This is a genomic window from Curtobacterium sp. CFBP9011, assembly GCF_034045095.1.
Classification (GTDB): domain Bacteria; phylum Actinomycetota; class Actinomycetes; order Actinomycetales; family Microbacteriaceae; genus Curtobacterium.
The window spans coordinates 1-23,769 of sequence record NZ_JAXCWN010000011.1 but is presented as its reverse complement, the minus strand read 5'-3'; the positions used below and the strand labels follow the sequence as shown (position 1 = coordinate 23,769).

General features: G+C 71.1%; 20 protein-coding genes and 2 tRNA genes. 3 read left to right on the top strand and 19 right to left on the bottom strand.

The window, feature by feature from the left end; all coding sequences use genetic code 11:
• Nucleotides 1–299: 299 nt before the first annotated feature.
• The 5 genes from SOM35_RS16520 to SOM35_RS16500 all read right to left on the bottom strand — a co-directional run bounded on the left by SOM35_RS16520 (nucleotide 300) and on the right by SOM35_RS16500 (nucleotide 4,538).
• Nucleotides 300–833, bottom strand: a complete 534-nt coding sequence (locus tag SOM35_RS16520) for a DUF3145 domain-containing protein (RefSeq protein ID WP_111076390.1) — start codon at nucleotides 831–833, stop codon at nucleotides 300–302.
• A 163-nt stretch (nucleotides 834–996) separates the two neighbouring features.
• Nucleotides 997–2,067: an AI-2E family transporter gene (locus tag SOM35_RS16515; RefSeq protein ID WP_320516215.1), complete on the bottom strand. Its 1,071-nt coding sequence runs from the start codon at nucleotides 2,065–2,067 to the stop codon at nucleotides 997–999.
• Between the two features lie 64 nt (nucleotides 2,068–2,131).
• Nucleotides 2,132–2,206: transfer RNA gene (locus tag SOM35_RS16510), tRNA-Ile, on the bottom strand.
• A complete protein-coding gene (locus SOM35_RS16505) occupies nucleotides 2,197–3,429 on the bottom strand; it encodes a glycosyltransferase (RefSeq protein ID WP_320516214.1) in 1,233 nt (410 codons plus the stop codon). The genes SOM35_RS16510 and SOM35_RS16505 overlap by 10 nt, the downstream gene beginning before the upstream one ends.
• A 194-nt stretch (nucleotides 3,430–3,623) precedes the next feature.
• Nucleotides 3,624–4,538, bottom strand: coding sequence for a DMT family transporter (locus SOM35_RS16500; protein ID WP_320516213.1), 915 nt, complete (start codon nucleotides 4,536–4,538; stop codon nucleotides 3,624–3,626).
• 39 nt (nucleotides 4,539–4,577) lie between these two features.
• Here SOM35_RS16500 and def point away from each other — a divergent pair, with 39 nt between their 5' ends.
• On the top strand, nucleotides 4,578–5,153 hold the full coding sequence (gene def / locus SOM35_RS16495; protein WP_253462756.1) for a peptide deformylase: 576 nt from the start codon (nucleotides 4,578–4,580) through the stop codon (nucleotides 5,151–5,153).
• Between the two features lie 80 nt (nucleotides 5,154–5,233).
• Here def and SOM35_RS16490 read toward each other — a convergent pair whose 3' ends face one another.
• From SOM35_RS16490 to dusB, 11 genes are all read right to left on the bottom strand, one after another.
• Nucleotides 5,234–5,755 (bottom strand): hypothetical protein, encoded by a 522-nt coding sequence (locus SOM35_RS16490; protein WP_320516212.1) that lies wholly within the window; start codon nucleotides 5,753–5,755, stop codon nucleotides 5,234–5,236.
• 168 nt (nucleotides 5,756–5,923) lie between these two features.
• Nucleotides 5,924–5,996, bottom strand: a tRNA-Asn gene (locus SOM35_RS16485).
• A 138-nt stretch (nucleotides 5,997–6,134) separates the two neighbouring features.
• Nucleotides 6,135–7,142 (bottom strand): D-isomer specific 2-hydroxyacid dehydrogenase family protein, encoded by a 1,008-nt coding sequence (locus tag SOM35_RS16480; RefSeq protein WP_320516211.1) that lies wholly within the window; start codon nucleotides 7,140–7,142, stop codon nucleotides 6,135–6,137.
• 32 nt (nucleotides 7,143–7,174) lie between these two features.
• On the bottom strand, nucleotides 7,175–8,050 hold the full coding sequence (locus tag SOM35_RS16475) for an ATP-binding cassette domain-containing protein (RefSeq protein ID WP_301221739.1): 876 nt from the start codon (nucleotides 8,048–8,050) through the stop codon (nucleotides 7,175–7,177).
• A 144-nt stretch (nucleotides 8,051–8,194) separates the two neighbouring features.
• Nucleotides 8,195–9,898, bottom strand: a complete 1,704-nt coding sequence (locus SOM35_RS16470; RefSeq protein ID WP_320516210.1) for an ABC transporter ATP-binding protein — start codon at nucleotides 9,896–9,898, stop codon at nucleotides 8,195–8,197.
• Entirely contained in the window at nucleotides 9,895–10,893 is a 999-nt protein-coding gene (locus tag SOM35_RS16465) for an ABC transporter permease (protein WP_221851342.1), read from the bottom strand. The genes SOM35_RS16470 and SOM35_RS16465 overlap by 4 nt, the downstream gene beginning before the upstream one ends.
• 2 nt (nucleotides 10,894–10,895) lie before the next feature.
• Nucleotides 10,896–11,993, bottom strand: coding sequence for an ABC transporter permease (locus SOM35_RS16460; RefSeq protein WP_111076382.1), 1,098 nt, complete (start codon nucleotides 11,991–11,993; stop codon nucleotides 10,896–10,898).
• A 71-nt stretch (nucleotides 11,994–12,064) separates the two neighbouring features.
• On the bottom strand, nucleotides 12,065–13,684 hold the full coding sequence (locus SOM35_RS16455) for an ABC transporter substrate-binding protein (RefSeq protein WP_221851344.1): 1,620 nt from the start codon (nucleotides 13,682–13,684) through the stop codon (nucleotides 12,065–12,067).
• Nucleotides 13,685–14,007: 323 nt separating this feature from the next.
• Entirely contained in the window at nucleotides 14,008–15,966 is a 1,959-nt protein-coding gene (gene dnaG / locus SOM35_RS16450) for a DNA primase (RefSeq protein ID WP_290156625.1), read from the bottom strand.
• Nucleotides 15,967–16,045: 79 nt separating this feature from the next.
• Nucleotides 16,046–17,326 carry a deoxyguanosinetriphosphate triphosphohydrolase gene (locus SOM35_RS16445; protein ID WP_320516209.1) on the bottom strand — a complete coding sequence of 427 codons (1,281 nt, stop codon included), beginning with the start codon at nucleotides 17,324–17,326 and terminating at the stop codon, nucleotides 16,046–16,048.
• On the bottom strand, nucleotides 17,323–18,477 hold the full coding sequence (gene dusB / locus SOM35_RS16440; RefSeq protein WP_221851348.1) for a tRNA dihydrouridine synthase DusB: 1,155 nt from the start codon (nucleotides 18,475–18,477) through the stop codon (nucleotides 17,323–17,325). The genes SOM35_RS16445 and dusB overlap by 4 nt, the downstream gene beginning before the upstream one ends.
• Before the next feature lie 47 nt (nucleotides 18,478–18,524).
• Between dusB and SOM35_RS16435 the strand changes: the two genes are divergently transcribed.
• The gene (locus SOM35_RS16435; protein WP_320516208.1) at nucleotides 18,525–19,013 is read left to right on the top strand and encodes an aminoacyl-tRNA deacylase; all 489 of its coding nucleotides are present in this window, start codon (nucleotides 18,525–18,527) and stop codon (nucleotides 19,011–19,013) included.
• 170 nt (nucleotides 19,014–19,183) lie between these two features.
• Here the strand turns inward: SOM35_RS16435 and SOM35_RS16430 are convergent, their stop codons facing one another.
• The 3 genes from SOM35_RS16430 to SOM35_RS16420 form a co-directional block, all read right to left on the bottom strand.
• A complete protein-coding gene (locus SOM35_RS16430; RefSeq protein WP_221851350.1) occupies nucleotides 19,184–19,903 on the bottom strand; it encodes a DsbA family oxidoreductase in 720 nt (239 codons plus the stop codon).
• Between the two features lie 137 nt (nucleotides 19,904–20,040).
• Nucleotides 20,041–21,426 carry a glycine--tRNA ligase gene (locus SOM35_RS16425; protein ID WP_320516207.1) on the bottom strand — a complete coding sequence of 462 codons (1,386 nt, stop codon included), beginning with the start codon at nucleotides 21,424–21,426 and terminating at the stop codon, nucleotides 20,041–20,043.
• Between the two features lie 98 nt (nucleotides 21,427–21,524).
• Nucleotides 21,525–22,589, bottom strand: a complete 1,065-nt coding sequence (locus SOM35_RS16420) for an aminotransferase class V-fold PLP-dependent enzyme (RefSeq protein ID WP_320516206.1) — start codon at nucleotides 22,587–22,589, stop codon at nucleotides 21,525–21,527.
• A 71-nt stretch (nucleotides 22,590–22,660) separates the two neighbouring features.
• Between SOM35_RS16420 and SOM35_RS16415 the strand changes: the two genes are divergently transcribed.
• The gene (locus SOM35_RS16415) at nucleotides 22,661–23,611 is read left to right on the top strand and encodes a LysR family transcriptional regulator (protein ID WP_320516205.1); all 951 of its coding nucleotides are present in this window, start codon (nucleotides 22,661–22,663) and stop codon (nucleotides 23,609–23,611) included.
• The last annotated feature ends 158 nt before the right edge of the window (nucleotides 23,612–23,769 follow it).

Here is a 23,769-nt window from a genome sequence, read left to right as displayed (position 1 = left end):
GCTCTGGAGGCCCGCAACCGACAGGACGTGACCGCTCGGCGACACGGGACGGGCGCGCCCACCCCCGGCACCCGCCGACGAGCGGGAGGCTCCGCCAGCCGGGCTCAGCCGCCGAGCGGTCACGACACCCCGCTCACCTCCCGCCGACTGGTCACCACGCGTCGCTTCGGAGGCCCGCAACCGACAGGACGTGACCGCTCGGCGACGGAGGCCGGGCGCGCCTAACCGGCGGGCGCGCCCAGAACGCCGAACGCCGCCCCGCAGGACGGCGTTCGGTGTGACGGGAGGAACGTGCGGACTCAGCCGACGCGGTGCAGCCAGACGACGGGGTTGCCCTCGGCCGCGTGGCGGAAGGGCTCGAGTTCGTCGTCCCACGCCTGGCCGAGTGCGAGCCGGAGCTCACGGTGCAGCTCGAGGGCGTTGCTGCCCGCGATCTCCATCGCGTAGCGGATCCGGTCCTCGGGGACGACCATGTTGCCCGTGACGTCGGTCTGCGCGTAGAAGACGCCGAGGTCGGGGGTGTGCATCCACCGGCCGCCGTCGGAGTCCGTCGTGGCGTCCTCGGTGACCTCGAAGCGCAGGTGCTCCCACCCGCGCAGCGCAGAGGCGATCGCCGCACCGGACCCGATCGGCCCGGACCAGGTGAACTCGGTGCGGCGCGAACCGTCGAGTGCGGGCTGGTCGAGCCACGAGAAGTTCACGGCGCGGTTCATCGCGCGACCTGCCGCCCATTCGACGTGTGGGCAGAGCGCGCGTGGTGAGGAGTGCACGTAGAGCACTCCTGACGTTGACCCAGTCACGATTCCTCCGATCGTCAGGTGCGACTTCCCCATCGACCTGTACAGCGGAGGACCCCGTTCGGGACCATCGGTATGCGATTGTGATGTCCCGGAGGACACGCTCATCATGCCAGGTGCCGACTGGGAACGGCAACCATCCGGGCCATGTCGGTGGGAGAAGACCCGCAGAACGATCCCGCGGTGGACCTCGGAGCGACTAGGACAGTTCCTGGCGCGGGTAGATGACCTTCTGCACGATGATGATCACCGACGCCGCCGCCGGCACGGCAACGAGCGCGCCGAGCACCCCGCCGATCGTGGCACCGGCGATCGCGGCGATGACGACCAGCGCCCCGGGCACCTGCACGGCCCGCGACATGATGCGCGGCGAGATGATGTACGCCTCGACCTGCATGTACACGAGGTAGTAGATCGCCGCCGCCAGCGCCGTGGCCGGCGATGCGAACAGGCAGAGCAGCGAGATGAGCACGGCTGCCCCGAGGGTCCCAACCAGCGGGATGAGCGACCCGAGGAACGCGAAGGACGCCAACAGCACGGGCAGCGGCGCCCCGATGACGAGCAGCCAGATGATGCTGAGCACGCCGTTGATGCCGGCCTGGGTGATCTGCCCGACGACGTAGCGGCCGACGGAGGAGGTCACCTGCTCGCTGACCTCGACGAAGTTCTCGCGACGCGAGGCCGGGACGAACCGGTAGACCATCGTCTTCAGCCCGCGCATCGAGGCGAGGAAGTAGAGCATCAGGATGATGACGATGAGCGCACCGGTCAACCCGGACAGGATGCCGCTGCCCACCGCCAGGATCCCGCCGCCGAGGCTCAGCAGGTTGCCCGGGTTCTCCACGAACGTCTGCACGGACTCGAGCGCATGGTCGACGTCGAAGGAGCCCTCGAACTGCCGGGCCAGGTCCTGCACCCACCCGAGCTTCGAGATGTCGCCGACGATCTCCGGGAAGTTCTTCACCAGGTTCGTCGCCTGGTTCACCAAGATCGGCACGATCGCGAACACGACGCCGACGAAGGCCCCGAGCACGACGACGACCACGATGAGGATCGCCGCCCAGCGCGGGATGTACCGCTCGAGCAGGTTCACGAGGGGGTCGAGGCCCAGCGCGATGAACAGCGCGACGCCGATGTAGACCAGCACCGTGCTGAGTTCGTGCACGAGCGTCCCGGCCAACAGCGCGACGAGCACACCGATCGCACCCATGAACCCGATGCGGAAGGCGTTGACGCGCACGCCGGTGCCCGCGCGGCTCACCTCGAACATCACGTTCGGGGTGGGCGCATGGCTCGTGTCTTCGGGCGGGCGCTTCTTGGACGGCAGGTGCACGTAGGGCGGGCGGGACTTGAACCCGCGAATCGTTCGGTTATGAGCCGACTGCCTTGACCAGCTTGGCTACCGCCCCTCGGGGGCCGAAGCCACCGGCTCCCCACGATACAGCGCCTCGAACGTCGAGAGGGTGCGGTTGATGTCGTGTGCCTCGATCATGGTCAGGCTGCGCTGCCGCATCGCCTGGTACTCGTCGTCCGGAGCGGTCAGCACCGAGGTCAGCTTCGCCGCCAGGTCGTGCTCGTCCCCCGGGGTGAACAGGTACCCGTTGCCGTCGATCAGGTGCGGCAGCGCCATCGAGTCCGCCGCGACGACGGGCAGCCCGGAGGCCATCGCCTCGAGCGACGAGATGCTCTGCAGTTCCGCCGTCGACGGCATCACGAAGACGGTGCCCTCGGTGAGCGTGCGGAGCTTGACCTCGTCGGACACGAACCCGAGGAAGCGGACCCGGTCCTCGACCCCGATCTCCTTCGCCAGCGCGGTGAGCTTCGGGATCATGTCGCCGTCGCCGACGATGGTGAAGCGGGCGTCGAGCGAGGCCGGCAGCAGCGGGAGCGCCCGGATCATGACGTCGAGGTTCTTCTCCGGCGCGACCCGGCCGACGAAGACGATGTCGTTGCCCGCCGGCCGTCCGCTCGCCGGCGTGTAGCGGGTGGCGTCGACGCCGCACGAGATCGCCAGGACCGGCTGCCCGGCGATGGCATCGCGCAGGTAGTCCGCCGCGAGCTCGGTCGGGGTCGTGATCGCCTCGGCCAGACGGTAGGTCTTGGCCGCGTCCGCCCAGGCGATCTTCAACGCGAGGGGCGTCGTGCGCTTGCCGAACGGCGTGTACTCGAGCAGGTTCTCCGGCATGAAGTGGTTCGTGCCGATGATCCGGATCCCCCGGTCGTGCGCTTCGCGGGCGACGCCGCGACCGACGACGATGTGGGACTGGATGTGCACCACGTCGGGCTGCAGCGCGGCGATGATCGGTGCGGTGTGCTTGCGCACCGTCCAGGGCCAGGCGAAGCGGTACCACTCGTGCGCCGGCCACCGGTACGAGGCCAGCCGGTGCACGGTGAGCGTCACGCCACGGTACTCCTCGTCGAACGACCCGGCGTGCCACCGGTTCCACGACGGCGCGATGATGTGCACCTCGTGCCCCCGGGCGGCGAGGCCGAGCGCGAGCTCCTCGGTGAAGGTCGCGGCCCCGTTGACGTCGGGCGCGAAGGTGTCGGCGGCGATGAGCACCCGCAGCGGCCGTCGCCCTCCGGTGGCGGCCGTGGTGTCGGTCGTCTCGGTCGTGGCGTCTGCTGACACGGCGGGGGTCGTCCTCTCGTCGCGAACGCCGGCGCGCGTGGTGGTCGCACGCCGGTCTGGTCGGTTCGGAACGCTACCGCACCCCTCTGGCCGCCCACCTCAGCCGCGCGGCGGACCCGCGTCATCCCCTGGTACCGCACCGAGCGTCGGACGCGGGCTGGCTGTCGGACTGGAGGCGCGCCTCCCGTCCGCCGTCACCGGCGCGAGTCGGGGTGGTGCTTGGCCAGCAGGAAGACGCCGGTGATGGCGATCGCACCGGCGACGAGGAAGCCGATGCCGGCACCGACGGGGGCGCCGGCGGCCTCGTCGAGGACGATGACGCCGATGCCCACCGCGACGATGGGGTCGACGACCGTGAGCCCCGCGATGACGAGGTCGGCGGAGCCGCTCGAGTAGGCGTTCTGCACGAAGTACGCGCCCACGGCGGAGGCGACCACGACGCCGACGATGGCGAACGCGGTGACCCAGTCGAAGGTGCCGTTGACGATGCGGTTCAGCGTGACCTTCGCCAGGGTCGCGACGAAGCCGTAGAGGATGCCGGCGCCGATGATGTAGTAGAGCGCGTTGCGGCGCTTGGCGACCAGGCGGAACGAGATCACCACGAGGGTCAGGACGACCGCCAGGACCACCAGCACGGTGATGAGCTGGCCACGGCCGATCGGGCTCTCGCGGCCGTACAGCGCGGCGATGAGGACGAACAAGCCCACACCGCCGATGCAGGTCCACACGGCTCGACGCGCCTGGGTGCCGAGCGGGACGCCGGTGCTGCGCGACGAGAACCACGTCGTGACGACCAGCGCCACGGCACCGAGGGGCTGCACGACGATGAGCGGCGCGTACGTGATGCTGACCAGCTGCAGGACGATCGCGGCACCGAGCATGATCGTGCCGAGCACCCAGTTGCCGCTGCCGAGGAGCGCGAGCACGTGGCGGACCGACAGCCCCTTCGACTGCTGGCCGAGGCGCGCTTCGACCCGCTGGACCCCACGGCTCTGGAACTGCGCGCCGAGCGACAGGAACACGGCACCGACGAGGGCGACGGGGATCATCAGCGCCTGGAACGGGGTCAGGTTCTGCACCGCGTCGGGGATCTGCAGGTCCGGGGTCACGCGTCGAGGCTATCCGACGCGCGAAGATATCCTGACTGCATGGCCGTCCTCCCGATCCGGATCACCGGTGAACCCGTCCTGCACGCCCCCGCGACCGAGGTCACCGTCTTCGACGACGACCTGCGCACGCTCGTCGCCGACATGTTCGAGACGATGGACCTGGCGCCCGGCGTCGGGCTCGCCGGCCCGCAGGTCGGGGTCGGCCAGCGGCTGTTCGTCTACTCTTGGACGGACGACGACGAGGTGCTGTGGCGCGGCGTCGCGGTGAACCCGGTGCTGTGGACCACTCCCGCGGTGCCGGAGTCGATCGAGGAGCTCGACGAGGACGACGAGTCCGAGGGCTGCCTGTCGGTGCCGGGTGAACGCTTCCCGCTTCGACGGTCCGAGGGTGCGCTGCTGCAGGCGTTCGACGAGCACGGCGAACCGTTCGAGATCGAGGCGCACGGCTGGCTCGCCCGCGTCTTCCAGCACGAGTACGACCACCTGGACGGCGTGCTGTACGCGGACCGGCTGGTCCACCCGTACGCCAAGCAGGTCCAGAAGGCGATCCGGAAGGCCAGCTGGGGCGGGCCCGGTCAGTCCTGGCTGCCGGGACGCGACCACCCCGAGGGCTGAACCAACCGAAAGCACCGGCCGGGGGCTGATCCCGCCGCCGGCACAGCCCGCCTCCGGTTGAGCCCGCCGCAGGCGGCGTGTCAGCCTCGGTGCGCCGCCAGCGCGTCCCGCAGCCGGTCCATGTCCGGGTGACCCGGGCAGTACCGCTCCAGCCCAGCCGCCAGGTCCGCCTGCTCGGCCGACTTCACGGGTGACCGCCACGGACCGGTCCCGCTGACCGCGCAGCCCGCGGCGAGTTCCTCGAGCGTCGCGGCGCCGCGAGCAGCGTCGAGTGCGGACTGCTGCTGTGCCGAGGGGACGGTGCCGGTGATGGGCGCGGCCGTGCACGAGGTGCGACCGTCCTCCCACACCGCGGACGAGGTCGTGTAGGTCTCGACGGACGGGCCGTTCCCGACCGTGCAGGTGAACGCGAAGACGATCGGTGACGTGCCGGTCGGCCCGGACCCACCGGACGCCGACCGGCTGGTGGCGGCGGACGGACCGTCGGCCGCTTCGGCGCGGGCACCGGTCTCGGTCGACGAACAACCGGTCAGCGCGGTCAGGGCGACCCCGAGCGCGAGCACGGCGACGAGCGTCGCGGGGCGTCGAGGTCGGAGGGGCACCTGTGGACGTTAACAGCTTCCGACAGCATGCCGGCTGTGGAAGCGCAGCACGACGCCCGGGAACCGCGGGCGGGCAGCCGCACACAGCAGACAGCACCAGCACCAGCACCAGCACCAGCACGCCGGAGAAACGAGAAGGCCCCCACCCCGGAGGGTGAGGGCCTGTCGCTCCCCGAGTTGGACTCGAACCAACAACCTGCCGGTTAACAGCCGGCTGCTCTGCCAATTGAGCTATCGAGGATCACTGCGGCTCCGCTGGAAGGCGGTTGAACAGCGGGTAACAGCATAGCAGCAAACGCCCAGCGTCCCGCGCATCGGTCGCGCATCCCGGGCGTGCCGCCACCGACGGCGCCGAGAACCCCCGGTCAGGCAGGGTCCGTCAGTAGCCGGCCGCCGGGTCGACGACGCCCACGAACCCGGTGCCGTCACCACCCAGGAACGCCCGGACGTTGGCCCCGACCCGCTCGGCCAGCAGTGGTGCGACCATCTCCGGGGTGTCCGCCTGGTGCGGGGTGATGAGCGCGCCCGGCTCGTCCCAGAGCGGGTGTCCGTCCGGCAGCGGCTCCGGGTCGGTCACGTCGAGCCCGGCAGCGGTGATCGCTCCGGACCGGAGCGCGTCGACGAGTGCATCGGTGTCGACCAGTCCGCCGCGGGCGATGTTCACCAGTCGCGCGTGGTCCGGCATGATCGCGAACTGGTGCGCTCCGAGCAGCCCGGACGTGTCCGAGGTCATGGCCGCAGTGACCACGACCACGTCGGCGTCGGGCAGGACCGCGTCGAGCTGGTCGGTCGTGACGGTGCGCTCGGCTCCGGGCACGGGCTCCGACGACCGGCGGACGACGGTCACCCGCACCTCGAACGGTGCCACCAGCCGCAGGTACTCCAGCGCGATGCCCCCCGCGCCGATGAGCACCACGTGCCGCCCGTACAGGGACATGCCCTCGGGCTCCCGCGACCAGGTGATGGTCCGGGCACGCTTCTGCAGCACCCGGAGCGTCGCGAGGGTCAGCGCGAGCGCGTGCTCGGCCACGGGCTCGGCGTACGCGCCCTTGGCCGAGGTGAACAGCACGCGGTCACCGTGCTCGGCGATGAGGTGCGTGAACGCGTCGACGCCGGCGAACGGCAGTTGCACCCAGGTCACGCCGGGAGCGGTCGTCAGGGCGTCCTGCAGCCCGCCCGGGTCGCTCGCGTCGAGCCACACGATCCCGCGGGTGTCGTCGCCCAGGGCGGTGAGGGTGCCGCCGGCGCTCCGGACGGCGTCCTCGTGCAGCGCGGTGGGCGTCGGCAGGATCGTCACCGACCCGGACTCCGGCGTCCCGACCGGCAGGGGGCGCCCGGCATCGGTCACGACCGCACGGTGGCCCCGCGCCTGCTGCTGCTCGCTCATGCCTGTCCCCCCACTCATGCCTGCCCCACCACTCATGCCTGTCGCACCCCGCCGCGGCCGGCCGTCGCCGGCTTCCGCTTCACCGGTCGCGACGCCGTCGCCGCGAGCGTCCGGACGTACGGGTCCAGCGGGTTGTCGAGGACCTCGTCGAACGTGCCGAGCCCGACCAGCCGGCCGGCGCTCATGATCGCGACCCGGTCGGCGAGGGCACGGGCCTCCCGCAGGTCGCTCGAGACGACGATCGCGGCGAACTGGCGGTGCCGCTGGAGGCCGGCCAGGGCCTCCAGGACGGACTGCCGAACGAGCACGTCCACACCGCGCGCGGGTTCGTCCGCGACGAGCAGCTGCGGCTCGAGGACGAGCGCCCGGGCCAGGGCGACGCGCTGGCGTTGCCCGCTGGACAGCTCCCACGTGTTCAGCCGGAGCACACCGAGCGGCAGGTGCACCGCGTCGACCAGCCGGGCGACGATGAGGCCGGCTTCCTTCCGGTCGAACCGGCGGTCGCGGGCGTAGATCGGTTCGGCGATCGCCTCGCCGACGAGCAGGTCCGGGCGCAGCCGGTCGGCGCCGTCCTGCGGCAGGTAGCCGATCTGCCCGGTCAGGCGCGTGTAGCGCCGGGACGACTGCCGGAGCCGCCGTGTCGGCTGGCCGAGCACGCTGAGTTCCCCGCCGACGATCCGACGACGGTGCGCGCCCTCCCCCTCGCCGTGCGTGCCGAGCTGCCCGGCGACCGCGGCAGCGAAGGTCGACTTCCCCGAACCGGACTCGCCGAGCACCGCGAGGATCTCGCCCCACCCGAGCGTCAGGCTCACGCCGTCCACGGCGCGGATCGGGTGCTTCACCGGCCCGCCCCGGTACTCGATACTGACGTCGTCCGCGATGACGGCCGGACCGTTCTCCCCGGTCATGGAACCCCTTCTCCTGCCGCGTGCGCCCTGCCGCGGTCCACACCGGACGGGAGGCCCGGACCACTCGTCCGCGCGACGTGCGTCGCGGACGTGGCCGGGCCTCCTGGCTGGTCGGGGCGCATCCGACGGTGTGTCACCGTCCGGTCAGGCCCCGGCCTGCTCCAGTCGCTCCAGCGTACGCCGTCGCTCGGCCTGCTCCGTCGGGTCCGGCACCGGCAGCGACGCGAGCAGCCGCTGGGTGTACGGGTGCTGCGGGGCGCCGAGGACCTCGGCTGTTGTGCCGGTCTCGACCAGGTCACCGCGGTACAGCACGGCGATCCGGTCGGACAGGGCGCCGACGACGGCCAGGTCGTGGCTGATGAACAGCGACGCGAACCCGAAGTCCTGCTGAAGTTCGAGGAACAGCTCGAGGACCCGGGCCTGCACCGACACGTCGAGCGCACTCGTCGGCTCGTCCGCGATGAGCAGCTTCGGCCGGAGCGCGAGTGACCGGGCGAGCGAGGCGCGCTGGCGCTGCCCACCGGAGAGCTCGTGCGGGTACCGGTCGCCGTACGCGGCGGGCAGCTGCACGGCCTCCATGAGTTCGTCCACCTGCTTGCGCGCAGCACGGGGCGACGAGGCGACCCCGTGCACGACGAGCGGTTCGGCGACGCACTCGGCGATCGTCAGCAGCGGGTTGAACGACGTCGCCGGGTCCTGGAAGACGAACCCGATGTCCTTCCGCAGCCGCTTGAAGTCGCGCTCCTTGTACCCGAGCATCTCGGTGCCGAGCACGTTGAGCGATCCACCGGTGATCTTCGTCAGCCCGGCGATGGCCCGGCCGATGGTGGTCTTGCCGGAGCCGGACTCCCCCACCAGACCGAGGACCTCGCCGGGTCGGATCGCCAGGTCGACGCCCTTCACCGCGCGGAACGCCGGCGAGCCGAGTCGACCCGGGTACTCGATCTCGAGCCCCGTCGCGGACACGACGGGCTCGACGTCCTCCGTGACGAGCGCGCGGCGGGCGACCCCGGTCGACGCCTCGAGCCGCGGCACGGCTGCGAGCAGGCGCTTCGTGTAGTCGGCCTGCGGGGCGGCGAAGAGCTGCTCCACGGGGGCTTCCTCGACGACCTCGCCCTGGTACATCACGGCGACGCGGTCGGCCAGGTCGGCGACGACGCCCATGTTGTGCGTGATGATGACGATCGCCGCGCCGAACTCGTCGCGGCACCGGCGGAGCAGGTCGAGGATCTCGGCCTGCACCGTCACGTCGAGGGCGGTGGTCGGCTCGTCGGCGATGATCACGCTGGGTTCGAGGGCGAGCGCACTGGCGATCACCACGCGCTGCTTCTGCCCGCCGGAGAACTGGTGCGGGTAGTGGTCGACGCGCGTCTCCGGGTCGGGGATGCCGACGCGGCGCAGGTAGTCGATCGCCTTGGCACGGGCCTCCTTCTTGGAGACCCCGCCGTGGGCGCGCAGGCCCTCGGCGATCTGCCACCCGACCGTGAAGACCGGGTTCAGCGCGGTCGACGGCTCCTGGAAGACCATCGCACCGGCCGTGCCCCGCAGCTCGCGGAGCTTCTGCGACCCGACCGCGACGACGTCGGTGCCCTCGAGCATGACCGCGCCGCCGAGCGTCGCCGTCTCCGGCATCAGGCGGAGCATGCTCCGCGCGGTGACCGACTTGCCCGAGCCGGACTCGCCGACCAGGGCGAGCACCTCGCCGGGGCGGACGTCGAGGCTGACACCCTTGACCGCGTCGACGGCGCCACCGTCGGTCGCGAAGGTGACGGTGAGGTCGTCGACGACGACCGGGTCGGCCGCCGTGCGGCCCGTGTGGGCCGGGAGGCCCGTGGTGCTGCCGTTCATGCTGCTGCCCCTTCCGCGTCGGTCCCCTTGTCGCGCGTGGAGACCAGCTGCTTCAACCGCCGGCGGGCGCGCAGGCGGGGGTCGGAGATGTCGTTGAGGCTCTCGCCGATGAACGTCACGCCGAGGACGAGCAGCACGATCGCGATGCCCGGGTAGACGCCGGTCCACCAGACGCCGCTCGCGACGTCGGACAGGGCACGGCTGAGGTCGTAGCCCCACTCGGCGCCCTGGGTCGGGCCGATGCCGAACCCGAGGAAGCCGAGGCCGGCCAGGGTGAGCACCGCGTCACTGGCGTTCAGGGTGAGGATCAGCGGCAGGGACCGCGTCGAGTTCCGGAGCACGTGCCGCGTCATGATGCGCCACGGGTTCGTGCCGATGACGCGGGCCGACTCGACGAAGGCGTCGTTCTTCAGGCGCACGGCCTCGGCGCGGACCACCCGGAAGTACTGCGGGATGTAGACCACGGTGATCGAGATCGCCGCCGCCGTGATGCCGCCCCAGTAGGTCGACCGGCCGCCGGAGACCACGATCGAGACGACGATCGCGAGCAGCAGCGACGGGAACGCGTAGATGGCGTCGGCGACGACCACGAGCACACGGTCGAGCCAGCCGCCGATGTACCCGGACACCATGCCGAGCAGGACACCGATCGCGATCGAGACGACCACCGCCACGATGACGACGAGCACCGCCGTCCGCGTGCCGTAGAGGACCCGGCTGAACACGTCGAGGCCACCGACCGTGGTGCCCCAGATGTGTTCGGCGCTCGGGGCACCGGTGCGCGGGAAGTTCGCGCCGTCGGCACCCTGCTGGTCACCGAAGCCGTACGGCGCGATGAGCGGGGCGAACACCGCGACGAGCAGGTAGACGGCGCAGATGACGACACCGACGATGAGCATGGCGCGCTGCCATCCGGTGCTCCGGCGGAGCTGGACGACGACGGGGAGACGCTTCCAGAGCGGCTCGTGGCGGTCGACGAGGGTGATGTCGGACATCGTCAGAACCTCACTCTCGGGTCGATGAGCGCCGCGACGACGTCGACGACGAAGTTCGTGACGGCGACGATCACCGCCAGCATCGCGACGATGCCCTGCACGGCGACGAAGTCACGTGCGGACAAGTACTGGTTGAGCTCGAAGCCCAGGCCGCGCCAGCCGAAGGTCGTCTCGGTGAGGACCGAGCCGCCCAGGAGCATCGCGATCTGCAGACCCATCACCGTGATGATCGGCACCAGGGCCGGTCGGAACGCGTGCGTCCGGACGAGTCGGGACTCCCGCACACCGCGGGAGCGCGCGGCGTCGACGTACTCGGAGCCGAGCGAGCCGATCATGTTCGCGCGCACCAGGCGCAGGAAGATGCCGGCGGTCAGCAGCCCGAGCGTCAGCGCCGGCAGGACCGCGTGCTGCAGGACGTCGCTGATGATCTGGCCGTTGCCGGTCCGGATCGCGTCGATGAGGAACACCCCGGTCGGGTTGTCGATCCGGTCCAGGATCAGCTGGACCCGGGTCGACGCCCGGTCGCCGAGCGGCAGCCACCCGAGCCAGACCGAGAAGACGAGCTTGAGCAGCAGGCCACCGAAGAACACCGGTGTCGCGTAGGTCAGGATCGCCAGGGCGCGGAGCAGGACGTCCGGCCACTTGTCGCGGAGGTACGCGGCGAGCATGCCGAGCGGGATGCCGAGCACGAGGGCGACGATGAGGGCGTAGAACACCAGCTCCGCCGTCGCGCCGCCGTACTGCAGGATGATCTCGGTCACCGGGCGGTTGTCGGTGACCGACGAGCCGAAGTCACCGCGGACGATCTGCCCGAGGTACTCGATGTACTGGACGATCACCGGGCGGTCGTAGCCCGCGGCGTGCAGGCGTTCCTGCAGCTGCGAGGGCGTGAGCCGTCCGCCGACCGAGGCGGTGATCGGGTTCCCGACGACACGCATCAGGAAGAAGACCAGTGTCACCAGGATGAACACGGTCGGGAAGATCAGGAGGAAGCGGATGAGGATGTACCGGCCGAGTCCGCCGCCCTGTCCCTTGGCACGTCGCTGTGCCTGGGGTTTCGTGGGCTCGGTCTCGATCGCCTCTGGGTTCGTGAGGGTCACGGGGTCTGTGCCTTTCGCATGACGCCGAGAGGGGGCGCTCCTCGTGGGAGCGCCCCCTTCCGTGCGTCTGGTTACTTGGTGATGGTCCCGTAGCGGAACTTGAAGGACGCGTCGAGGGTGACACCCTTGACGTCCTTGCCGGCCACGGCGACCGACTTGCCCTGCAGGAGCGGGAGGGTCGAGATCTGCTCGGCCTCACGCTGCTGGGCCTTCTCGATGATGGCGGCGCGCTTGTCGGTGTCCGACTCTTCCTGCTCGTCGGCGATCAGACCCTGGATGGTCGGGTCGTCGTAGTGGTTCTGCACGAAGTTGTCCTTCGTGAAGAACGGCGAGAGGTAGTTGTCGGCGTCCGAGAAGTCCGGGAACCATCCGAGCTGGTACAGCGGGTAGGCGTCCTTCGTGCGCTCGACCGCGTAGGTCGTGTAGACCGTGGACTGGATGTTCACGGTGAACAGGCCGGTGTTCTCGAGCTGGGTCTTCAGCGTGGCGTACTCGTCGTCCGACGCCGAGCCGTAGTGGTCCGGCGAGTACTGGATGTCGAGCTCGATCTTGCCCGAGACGCCGGCGTCCTTGAGCGTCTTCTTGGCCTTGTCGACGTCCGGCGCACCGTTGCCGTCACCGTAGAGCGACTTGAACGGCGTCGCGGCACCGGTCAGGCCGTCCGGCACCATCGAGTAGACGGGCGTGTAGGTGTCGTTGTAGACCTCCTTGGCGAGCTCGTCGCGGTCGACGACGTCGGCGACGGCCTGGCGCACGGCCAGCGCCTTCGCTTCGTCGGCGTCGCTCTGGCCGGTGCCGAAGGGCTGCGTCTTGAAGTTGAAGACGACGTAGCGGATCTCGCCGCCGGGGCCGTCGATGACCTGCAGCTTGGAGTCCTTGCGGAGCGACGAGATGTCCGTCGGGGTCAGGGAGCGGTACGCCACGTCGACGTCGCCCTTCTGGACCGCGAGCTTGAGGTCGGTCTCCTTGGTGAAGTACTGGGCGGTGACGTCCTTGGTCTTCGCCTTGTCGAGGACACCGTCGTACTTGTCGTTCGCCTCGTACGCGATCAGGTCGTTCTCCTTGTAGGAGGTGATCTTGTACTGGCCGGCGAAGGCGTTGCCCTTGACGATGTCGTCGGCGCTGGTGAGCTTCGTCGCCGAGAAGACGTCCTCGTCGACGATCGGGCCGGCGGGGCTCGAGAGCACCTGTGGCCAGGTCTGGTCGGCGTGGTCGAGGTTGAAGACGACCGTCGTGGCGTCCGGGGTGTCGATGCTCTTGAGGTTCGCGAGCAGCGACCACGGGCCGTTGTCGTTCTTGATCTTCAGGTCGCGCTCGAACGAGAACTTGACGTCGCTCGAGGTGAGCTTGTTGCCGTTCGCGAACTCGAGACCCTTCTTCAGGGTGACCTCGTACGTCGTCGGGTTCGTGAACTCCGCCTTCGTGGCGATGTCCGGCTCGACGTCCGGGCTGCCCGTCGGGGTGTTCATGAGGAACGGGAAGACCTGGTTCTGCACGGCGAACGAGCCGTTGTCGTAGGAACCGGCCGGGTCGAGCGAGGTGACCTTGTCGGTCGTGCCGATGATCAGGCCGTTGAGGTCGCCGGAGCCACCGCTGGTGCCGCCTGCGCAGCCGGTGAGCACGAGCGCGGTCGCTGCGGCGCCGGCGCCGAGTGCGAGGGTGCGCTTGCCCCATGTGGAAACGGATGCCATGTCCGATTGCCTCTCTGATGTGGTTGCAAGAGTCCTGGGACCGAGTGGAACGGGCTGTGACCGGTCGCAGGGACGTTCAATGGTCACACCCTGCCAGACATCGGGAGGCCCCGGGGGCGGATTGTTTACACCGCTGTAACGCAGGATCGCGGCTCAGAGCGGAGTATCGGAGACAGTGTGTCCGGCGCGGCGCGCAGCTTCCTTGCGCCGTGACGACAACTGTTGCGTCCAGCAACTCCCCGGTTCCGCGGGGCTCGGAGCCGCTCGGCGGCGCACCCGACGGCCCGCCGTGCTCCGCAGGAGGACGGCCGAGGACGCGCTGTTCAGGCGCCGGGGGTGTCCGCGCGGAGTCGCATCCGCTGGGCGTCGAGGTCCATCAGCTGACGCTGCACGTCTGCCCGACGCTCCTGGTCGGACGGATCCGTGCGCTGCAGTTGTCCGAGCAGCGAGGCCTTCCGCGCGAGCAGGTCCCGTTCGACGAGGGCCACGACGATGCCACGGCAGTAGATCGCCAGGTCCTCGTCGGAGCGGGCCGGGATCGGCGCGAGCGCGAGCTCCTGCACGAGCGACCGGAACGGCGCCGGCACGTCGCTGAGCAGCTTGTCGAGCCAGGCCCGGTCCCCCACCGCGTCGATGTTCGCCACGACGGCGTCACGGACGACCGAGAGCATCCGCGCCGAGAAGGTCGCCGAGGCCGCCAGCGCGAGCAACGGGACGCCGACCGACTGCGGCTGCTGCACCATCGCCATCACGGCGTCGCGCTCCATCCGTGCGATCGGGTCGTCCGGCAGCGACCGGATGCTCGCCTGCGGTTCGTCCGGCAGGTCGCGACCGTCGCCGTGCCGCCCGGATCCGTCGGTGCCGGAGCCGTTGGTCCCGTTGCCGGAACCGTTCTGCCCGGCGTTGGACGAGCCTCCTGATCGAGCGCCCTGCCCACCGTCGGACGGACGCCGACGGGCCGTGGCGACCGCCCGACGCACGTCCTCGATGTCCATGCCGAGCCACCCGGCCGTGTTCCGGATGTAGCCGTCCGCCAGGGCGCGGTCACGGATGTCGGCGATGACGGGCGCGCTCTCGCGGAGACCGCCGACGCGGCCCTCGACCGTGTCCAGGTCGTGGCCGTCGAGCCGGCGACGGATCATGAACTCGAACATCGGACGACGGTTCTCCACCAGACGGCGGATCGCGTCGTCGCCCCGGGCCAGACGGAGGTCGCAGGGGTCGAGACCGCCCGGGGCGACCGCGACGTAGGTCTGCGACGCGAACCGCTGTTCCTCGGCGAACGCGCGAGAGGCGGCGCGCTGCCCGGCCTCGTCCGGGTCGAACGTGAAGACGATCTGGCCGAGCTGCGAGACGTGCTGTCCGGCAGAGTCACCGAGCATCGGGCGCAGGACCTTGATGTGGTCGACGCCGAAGGACGTGCCACAGGTGGCGACCGCGGTGGTGATGCCGGCGAGGTGGCACGCCATCACGTCGGTGTAGCCCTCGACGATGACGACCTGCTTGCCCTTCGCGATCTCCTTGCGGGCGAGGTCGAGCCCGTAGAGCACCTGGCTCTTGTGGTAGATCGGGGTCTCCGGCGTGTTCAGGTACTTCGGGCCCTTGTCGTCCTCGAGCAGCCGCCGGGCGCCGAACCCGATCGTCGCCCCGGTGACGTCGCGGATCGGCCACATCAGACGCCCGCGGAACCGGTCGTACGGGGAGCGGTCCCCCTGGCTGACGAGTCCGGCGGCGACGATCTCGTCGATGCTGAACCGCAGTCCGCGCAGGTGGTCCTTGAGCGCGTCGAACGACTTCGGCGCGAAGCCGACACCGAAGTGCTGCGCGGCGGCCGGGTCGAAACCGCGCTGCCCGAGGAACTGCCGGGCCGGCTCGGCAGCGGCCGTGGTCAGCTGCGCCGTGAAGAACGCCTGCGCTGCCTCGTTCGCGGCGATCAGGCGGGCACGCGCGTTGTAGTCGGTGCGGGGGCCGTCGCCGTCCTCGTAGTGGAGCGTGAAGCCGATCTTCGCGGCCATCCGCTCGACGGCCTCCTGGAAGGTCGTGTGCTCCTGCGACATCAGGAAGCTGAAGACGTCACCGTCCTCGCCGCAGCCGAAGCAGTGGTACCGACCGACCTGCGGACGGACGTGGAACGACGGGGTGCGCTCGTCGTGGAAGGGGCAGAGGCCCTTCAGCGAGCCGACGCCCGCGGACTTCAGCGTGACGTAGTCGCCCACCACGTCGGCGATGTTCACGCGCGCGCGGACCTCGTCGATGTCGTTCCGCGCGATCAGTCCTGCCACCCGACGATTCTAGTTCGGCGGGCCGACGTCGTCGGACCGCCTGTGGACGTCGGCGGTGGCGTCCGGTCGGCGGTTCGGCTCAGACCGCGATGTGGGCGGGCTCGCGCTCCCCCACGACCAGACGCTTGTGCCAGGCGAGCGCGCCCTGGTCGGTCAGGCTCGCCACCTGGTCGACGACGGCCCGGAGACGAGCCTGGTCGTCGGCGGCGGTGCGCCAGTCGGCCGCGAACCCGGGCTCCAGCGCGTCGGCACCGCGGTCGGCGAGGACGTCGAGCAGCTCGGTCAGCACGCGGCGCTGGTCCTCGTACACCGGCTGCCGGTCGCCCTGCGTCATCACGAACGCCGCCACGATGCCCTTGAGCACCGCGATCTCGCCGATGATCTCCGGCGGCGTGACGACGCTCGCCGCGAACCGGACGAGCGAGCCCGAGGCGTAGGCCTCGCGCGTCGCGGTCGTCGCCGTGCGGGCGAACCGGCCGATGAGCTGGCTGGTCAGGTTCTTGAGCCGCGCCTGCGCCTGCCGGGAGCCGTCGTACTCGGTCATCCACAGGGACATCCCGCGCAGTCGGTCGAATGCCTCGAGCAGCTCGTCGCGGCTCAGGTCGTCGCCCACCCACGCGTGCATGGCGGTGACGATGTCGTTCTCGCCGACGCGGTCCCCGAGTGCGGCCACGTCGATGAAGCCCGCCACGACGGCGTCCTCGAAGTCGTGCACCGAGTACGCGATGTCGTCGGACAGGTCCATCACCTGGGCCTCGATGCAGCGCTGCCGGCGGGGTGCGCCGGCGCGGAGCCAGGCGAAGGCCTCGTGGTCCTCGTCGTAGAAGCCGAACTTCGTGCGGCCGGACGATGCCTCGCCGACACCCTGCGACGCCGGCCACGGGTACTTGCAGCTGGCGTCGAGCGAGGCGCGGGTGAGGTTGAGGCCGTAGGCGCGTCCGTCGTCGCCGTAGACCTTCGGCTCGAGCCGGGTGAGCAGTCGCAGGGTCTGCGCGTTGCCCTCGAAGCCGCCGATGTCGGCGGCCCAGGCGTTCACCGCGGTCTCGCCGTTGTGGCCGAACGGCGGGTGCCCGATGTCGTGCGCCAGGCAGGCGGTGTCGACGACGTCCGGGTCGAGGCCCAGGCTGTCGGCGAGCTCACGGCCGACCTGGGCGACCTCGAGCGAGTGCGTCAGGCGGTTCCGGGCGAAGTCCAGTCCGGTCGTCGGACTGAGCACCTGCGTCTTGGCGGCCAGGCGACGGAGCGCGCTGGAGTGCAGCAGACGGGCGCGGTCACGGGCGAAGTCGCTCCGCCGGTTGCCGTGCTCCTCGGGGAACCAGCGGTCGGCGTCGGCCGGGCCGTACGACGAGGTGGCGTTCATCCGCCGCTGTGGTGCATCTCGGCGGCGGCCAGGACCTTGCGGAACTCCGAGTCGACGTCGCGGCTCTCGAGCCAACGGTCCGGCAGCGCCGTCCGCTTGGCGTGTCCGGCACGACCACGCGGGCCCTCGACGTCGGCACCCGGGTACGGCGCCGTCCAGTCGAGCTGGCCGAGCAGGTCGTCGATCTCCTGCAGGCTCGAGGCCATGGCGAGACCGGACCGGACCTCGCCACCGATCGGGTACCCCTTGAAGTACCAGGCCACGTGCTTCCGGATGTCCCGGCAGCCGTGCTCTTCCGACTCGAAGAACTCGACCAGCAGTTCGGCGTGCCGACGGAACGCGACCGCGACCTCGCCGAGGCCCGGGGCAGCCCGGAGGTCCTCACCACGGAACGCCGCGGCCAGGTCGCCGAACAGCCACGGGCGGCCCAGGCAGCCGCGCCCGACGACCACGCCGTCGCAGCCGGTCTCGTCGACCATCCGCAGTGCGTCGGCGGCGGACCAGATGTCACCGTTGCCGAGGACCGGGATGTCGGTGATGGTCTCCTTGAGGGTCGCGATCGCCGACCAGTCCGCCTGTCCCGAGTAGTGCTCGTTGGCGGTGCGGGCGTGCAGGGCGACACTCGCGACGCCGGCGTCCCGCGCGATCCGGGCGGCGTCGAGGTAGGTCAGGTGGTCGCCGTCGATGCCCTTGCGCATCTTCACGGTGACCGGGACGTCACCCGCGGCCTGGACCGTCTTCGTGACGAGGTCACGGAACAGGTCGAGCTTCCACGGCAGCGCCGCGCCCCCGCCCTTCCGCGTGACCTTCGGCACCGGGCACCCGAAGTTCAGGTCGATGTGGTCTGCGCGGTCTTCGCCGACCAGGATCGTGGCGGCTTCGGCGACGGTGTTGGGCTCGACGCCGTACAGCTGGATCGACCGCGGGGTCTCGGACTCGTGGTGCCGGATGAGCCGCATCGACTCGGGCGTCCGCTCGACCAGGGCACGGGAGGTGATCATCTCGCAGACGTACAAGCCGGCGCCGTACTCACGGCAGAGGCGGCGGTACGCCATGTTCGTGATGCCGGCCATCGGGGCGAGCACGACGGGCGCATCGACCTGGATGGGGCCGATGCGCAGAGGCGCTGCTGCAGCTTGTGTGATCGTCATACGTTGCCCATTCTCCCACGTCGTCGGCCGCCGGTAGCGTTCTCCACATGACCGTTCCGGATGCCGTCACCCGCTTCGACTCCGACGCTGCCGCCCGCGGCCTCGACGTGCAGGTCGTCGAGCGTCCCGCTGCCGACTCGCTCGAGGGTGCCGCGGCCCTGCTCGGCATCGACCCGGGCGACATCGTGAAGACCCTGGTGGTGAAGCGCCACGACGGCGGGTTCCTGTTGGCGCTGGTCCCCGGCGGTCGGAGCATCGCCTGGAAGAAGCTCCGCACGATCGTCGGCGTGAACAAGCTGTCGATGCCCGACGCGGCCACCGCGCTCGAGGCCAGCGGCTACGAGCGCGGCACGATCACCCCGATCGGTGCGACGGGCGACCTGCCGGTGTTCGCCGACGAGCGGGTGCTCGGGCGACGGGTCGCGCTCGGGGCGGGTCGACACGGCGCGAGCGCCTTCGTGGACGGCGATGCGCTCGTCGCCGCCTACGACGCGACGGTCGCCGACATCACCGACGAGGAACCGCCCCGCTCCTGACTGCCGTCAGTCGGGGACCTCGGACCAGTCGCCCTCGGCGCCCGGCACGAAGCACGACTCGCCTTCGCAGACCGGCGCACCGCCGGGCGTGACGAGCGTCAGGAGGGCGGGTCGGCCCTCAAACCCGGCCGGGAGGCCCGACCCACCACCCACGGGAGCCGTCGCGCCCGTCATCGGGTCACCCCGGCGTCCGCTGCCGCATCGTCGTCGGCACGCTGGGCGGCGTCGGCCACCTCGGCGGGCGTGGACTCGCGGAGCGCGACCACCTGGCGGAGGACCTGCTCGAACGCGGCCGGGTCCTGCGCGCCCGAGACGCCGTACTTGCCGTCGATGACGAAGAACGGGACGCCGTTGATGCCGTAGGCCTGCGCCTGGGACTGGTCGGCGCGGACCGCGGCGAGCTGGCTGTCGTCGCGGAGGGTGGCCAGGACCTCGTCCCGGTCGATCCCGACCTCGGCGGCCAGGTCGGCCAGCGAGTCGTCCTGCCCGACGTGCTCGCCGCGCTCGAAGTAGGCGGCGAACAGGCGCTCGACCATCTCGAGCTGCTTGCCGTGCTGCTTGGCGAGGTGGATGACCTGGTGCGCCTTGACCGTGTTGGTGTGGCGGAGGGCGTCGTAGTCGTAGTGCAGGTCGACCTGGGCGGCGATGCCGGCGACCTGGTCGATCATCTGCTGCGCCTGCTCGACGGGCAGGCCCTTGTGCTGCGAGAGGAACTCGGCTTCGGAGCCCTCGAAGTCGACGGGGGTGTCCGGGCTCAGTTCGAAGGAGTGGTACTCGACCTCGACCGGGCCGCCGAACGCGGAGACGCCCGCCTCGAACTTGCGCTTGCCGATGTAGCACCAGGGGCAGGCGATGTCCGACCAGACATCGACCTTCACGGAGTCGTTCATGCTGACCCCAACGCGGACGCCGTCCCGGCATTCCCGTGCTGGCTGGCACGCGGAACACCGGTGTTCGTCGGTCGCATCGCGGGATGTCGCGGCGCGTTCAACGAACACCGGTGTTTCGCGGGGCCGCCGCCGCCGCGCTACGCGCCGAGCAGCCGCTCGGCCAGGAAGCCCTGCAGGCGGTCGAGCGACACGCGCTCCTGGCCCATGGTGTCGCGCTCACGCACGGTCACGGCCTTGTCCTCGAGCGTGTCGAAGTCGACCGTGATGCAGAACGGCGTGCCGATCTCGTCGTGGCGACGGTAGCGACGACCGATCGCACCGGCGTCGTCGAAGTCCACGTTCCAGTTCTTGCGCAGGTCGTCGGCCAGGCCGCGGGCGACCGGCGAGAGCTGCTCGTTGCGGGACAGCGGCAGGACCGCGGCCTTCACGGGCGCCAGACGCGGGTCGAGGCGCAGGACGGTGCGCTTGTCGACGCCGCCCTTCGCGTTCGGGGCCTCGTCCTCGTGGTACGAGTCGAGCAGGAACGCCATCAGCGCACGGGTCAGACCGAACGACGGCTCGATGACGTAGGGCACGTACTTCTCGTTCGCGGCCTGGTCGAAGTACCGCAGGTCCTGACCGGACGCCTCGATGTGGTTCTTCAGGTCGAAGTCGGTGCGGTTCGCGACGCCCATGAGCTCGCCCCACTCGGTGCCGGCGAACCCGAAGCGGTACTCGATGTCAGCGGTCGCGTCGGAGTAGTGCGCGCGCTCCCCGTCCGGCACGTCGAAGCGGCGGAGGTTCTCCGGGTCGATGCCGAGGTCGGTGTAGAACGCGACGGCGTCGGCGATCCACTGCTCGTAGTGCTCCTCGGCCGAAGCCGGCGGCACGAAGTACTCGATCTCCATCTGCTCGAACTCGCGGGTCCGGAAGATGAAGTTGCCGGGTGTGATCTCGTTGCGGAAGGCCTTGCCGACCTGGCCGATGCCGAACGGGGGCTTCATGCGGCTGGTCGTGACGACCTGCGCGAAGTCGACGAAGATGCCCTGGGCGGTCTCGGGGCGCAGGAAGTTCAGGCCCTCTTCCGACTCGACCGGGCCGAGGTAGGTCTTGAGCATGCCGCTGAACTCGCGGGGCTCGGTCCACTCGCCGCGGGTGCCGCAGTTCGGGCACGCGATCTCGGCCATGCCGCCCTCGGGAGCGCGGCCCTTCTTGGCCTGGAACGCCTCGAGCAGGTGGTCCTCGCGGAACCGGTGGTGGCAGTGCAGGCACTCCACGAGCGGGTCGGTGAACGTCGCGACGTGGCCGGAGGCCTCCCACACCTTGCGGGGCAGGATGACGGCGGAGTCCAGGCCCACCATGTCGCCACGGCCGCGGACGAACCGCTGCCACCACTGGCACTTGATGTTCTCCTTGAGCTCGACGCCGAGGGGCCCGTAGTCCCACGCGGAGCGGGATCCGCCGTAGATCTCCCCCGACTGGAAGACGAACCCACGGCGCTTGGCCAGGGCGATGACGCTGTCGAGACGGGAGGGCTGTGCCACTGAGGTGCTCCTGAGTTCGCCGAGCTGGGTGCTCGGTGTGCGGTCGGACCCGGCAATGCTAGCGGCCCGGGAGGCCCGACCCACCGCCGCCCCGTCCCTCACCGCCCCGACGCGCCCGGCTCCACCCCCGCCAGCGCCGCCGCCACGTCGGTCACGTCGTCCTCGTCGTTCCACAGGTGGAACGCGATCCGCAGCCGTCCGGCCCGCCCCGACGCGGTGATGCCCGCCGCGGTGAGCGCCCGGAGCCCGGTGCCGTCGGCGTCGGGGAACGTGACGATGGCCTGCCCACCCGAGCCGCGTCCTTGCCGGGCCGCCCCGAGCACGTCGCAGAGCCGGTCTGCGAGTCCGGTGGCGTGCCTCCAGGTCGTGTGCGCGTCGAGCGAGACGGCGTGCCGGAGTGCGGCGACCGCTCCGGGCCACGCCTGCCAGGCCGGCGAGACGTCGAAGCGGCGGGCGTCGTCGGCCAGGTGCATGGCGGGGCCGTAGCAGGAGGACCAGACGTCCTCGCCCGCGTACCAGCCGGCCTGGACGGGGCGGAGGCGGCCCAGTGCGGTGTCGGAGAGCGTCATGAACGCGACGCCGCGAGGAGCGCAGAGCCACTTGTACGTGTGCGTGATCGTGATGTCGAACGGCGCGGCGGCGACGGGCAGGACCCCGGCGGCCTGGGTCAGGTCGCAGAGCGTCAGCGCACCGACCCGTCGGGCCGCGTCGAGGACGGGCGCCGGGTCGGTGACGATGCCGGTGGCGGACTGCACGACGGACCAGGCGACGAGCGCGGTGTCGGGGCCGATCGAGGCGGCGAGCTCGGCGAGGGGGACGCTCCGGACGCGCACGCCGCGGTGTGCCTGCGCCAGGAAGGGGAAGACGACGGAGCTGAAGTCGCCGTCGGGGACGACCACCTCGGCGCCGTCCGGCAGGGCGTCGGCGACGACGGCGGCCATCACCGAGGTCTGGGACCCGGTCGCGACCTGCGCTGCCGGCACACCGACCAGGTCGGCGAAGAGCGCGCGTCCCTCCTCGACGAGGGCACCGTAGTGAGCGGGCGAGGACTCGCCTCGGGACCACGCGTCGAGGTCGGCGCGCTGCGCGGCGAGCGTGCCGTGCGACGGGAGTCCGGCGGTGCACGCCGCGAGGTAGCCGCGGCCGGCGGGGAACGAGTCCATGTCCGACAGGGTCCCGCCGCTCGAGCCATCACGCCAGAGCAGGTTCGTTGTGCCACCGGTAACATCGTGTGATGGACGACATCGACCCGCAGCTGCTCAAGGTCCTGCGCGCCGTCGCCGACAGTGGGTCGATCACCCGGGCGGCCGCTGCACTCGGGTCGAGCCAACCGGCCGTCAGCCAGCTCCTGACCCGGGCCGAGCAGCGCCTCGGGCACGCGCTGGTTCTGCGTGGCGGCCGCGGCGCGACCCTGACGCACGCCGGCCAGGTGCTCGCCGACCACGCCCTGCACGTGCAGGCGGCGCTGACCGCGGCGCGCGAGGACCTCGACGCCGTCGGCGGACTCACCCGCGGGCGTGTCCGGCTCGCGGGGTTCCCGAGCGCGTCCTCCGCCCTCGTGCCCGCGGTGCTCGCGCGCCTGGCCGCGACGGCGCCGGGGGTGACGACCTCGTACGTGGAGGTCGAGCCTCCCGAAGCCCTCGACCTGCTCCGCGCTGGCGAGGTCGACGTCGCCCTCACCTTCACCTACGTCGGCGACGAGGTCGGGGCCGTCCCCGACCCGGGGCTCGTCACCCGGGCACTCGGCCGCGACTCGCTCGCGCTCGTCACACCCGTCGCTGCTGCCCAGCCGCTCGTGACGGGAGGCCCGGCTCCCCTCCGCCCCGCCGGCTCGACCGTCGTGGACCTCGCGTCCCACCGCGACGCCCGCTGGATCGGCGGCTGCCCACGCTGCCGGGGCCACCTGCTCGCCTCGTGCGCGAGCGCGGGGTTCACGCCGGACATCGTCCTCGAGACGGACAACGCGGCCGCGGTCGTGGGGCTCGTCGCCGCGGGGCTCGGGGTGGCGCTGCTCCCCCGGCTGGCCCTCGCCACGACGGTCATCCCGGCCGGCGTCGCGATCGACCCCGTGGACGACGACCTGGCGCGTCGCGTCGAGGTCGTCGTCGCCCGCGGGGCCGACCGCGTGCCGAGTGTCCGTGCGGCGCTCGACGCGGTCCGCTCCGCCGCCCACCTGCTCGCCTGACGCGGCCGCGACGCCCGCGCCGGCCCGTCGGCCAGCGCCGAGCCTCGCCTGAGCGGACACATCGCGGCCTCCGAACGGCGCAACATGTCCGCCAGGCCGAGCCTCGGCCCCGCCGGGCACGGCGCGCGCCGCGCGGCCCGCGGCCCAGCCGGGCGCAC

Excerpts from the sequence above, each read along its gene's own strand:
- SOM35_RS16520 (WP_111076390.1), bottom strand. The coding sequence starts at position 833 with ATGGGGAAGTCGCACCTGACGATCGGAGGAATCGTGACTGGGTCAACG.
- SOM35_RS16515 (WP_320516215.1), bottom strand. The coding sequence starts at position 2,067 with ATGTTCGAGGTGAGCCGCGCGGGCACCGGCGTGCGCGTCAACGCCTTC.
- def (WP_253462756.1), top strand. The coding sequence starts at position 4,578 with ATGGCCGTCCTCCCGATCCGGATCACCGGTGAACCCGTCCTGCACGCC.
- SOM35_RS16480 (WP_320516211.1), bottom strand. The coding sequence starts at position 7,142 with ATGAGCGAGCAGCAGCAGGCGCGGGGCCACCGTGCGGTCGTGACCGAT.
- SOM35_RS16475 (WP_301221739.1), bottom strand. The coding sequence starts at position 8,050 with ATGACCGGGGAGAACGGTCCGGCCGTCATCGCGGACGACGTCAGTATC.
- SOM35_RS16470 (WP_320516210.1), bottom strand. The coding sequence starts at position 9,898 with ATGAACGGCAGCACCACGGGCCTCCCGGCCCACACGGGCCGCACGGCG.
- SOM35_RS16465 (WP_221851342.1), bottom strand. The coding sequence starts at position 10,893 with ATGTCCGACATCACCCTCGTCGACCGCCACGAGCCGCTCTGGAAGCGT.
- SOM35_RS16455 (WP_221851344.1), bottom strand. The coding sequence starts at position 13,684 with ATGGCATCCGTTTCCACATGGGGCAAGCGCACCCTCGCACTCGGCGCC.
- SOM35_RS16445 (WP_320516209.1), bottom strand. The coding sequence starts at position 17,326 with ATGAACGCCACCTCGTCGTACGGCCCGGCCGACGCCGACCGCTGGTTC.
- dusB (WP_221851348.1), bottom strand. The coding sequence starts at position 18,477 with ATGACGATCACACAAGCTGCAGCAGCGCCTCTGCGCATCGGCCCCATC.
- SOM35_RS16435 (WP_320516208.1), top strand. The coding sequence starts at position 18,525 with ATGACCGTTCCGGATGCCGTCACCCGCTTCGACTCCGACGCTGCCGCC.
- SOM35_RS16430 (WP_221851350.1), bottom strand. The coding sequence starts at position 19,903 with ATGAACGACTCCGTGAAGGTCGATGTCTGGTCGGACATCGCCTGCCCC.
- SOM35_RS16420 (WP_320516206.1), bottom strand. The coding sequence starts at position 22,589 with ATGGACTCGTTCCCCGCCGGCCGCGGCTACCTCGCGGCGTGCACCGCC.
- SOM35_RS16415 (WP_320516205.1), top strand. The coding sequence starts at position 22,661 with ATGGACGACATCGACCCGCAGCTGCTCAAGGTCCTGCGCGCCGTCGCC.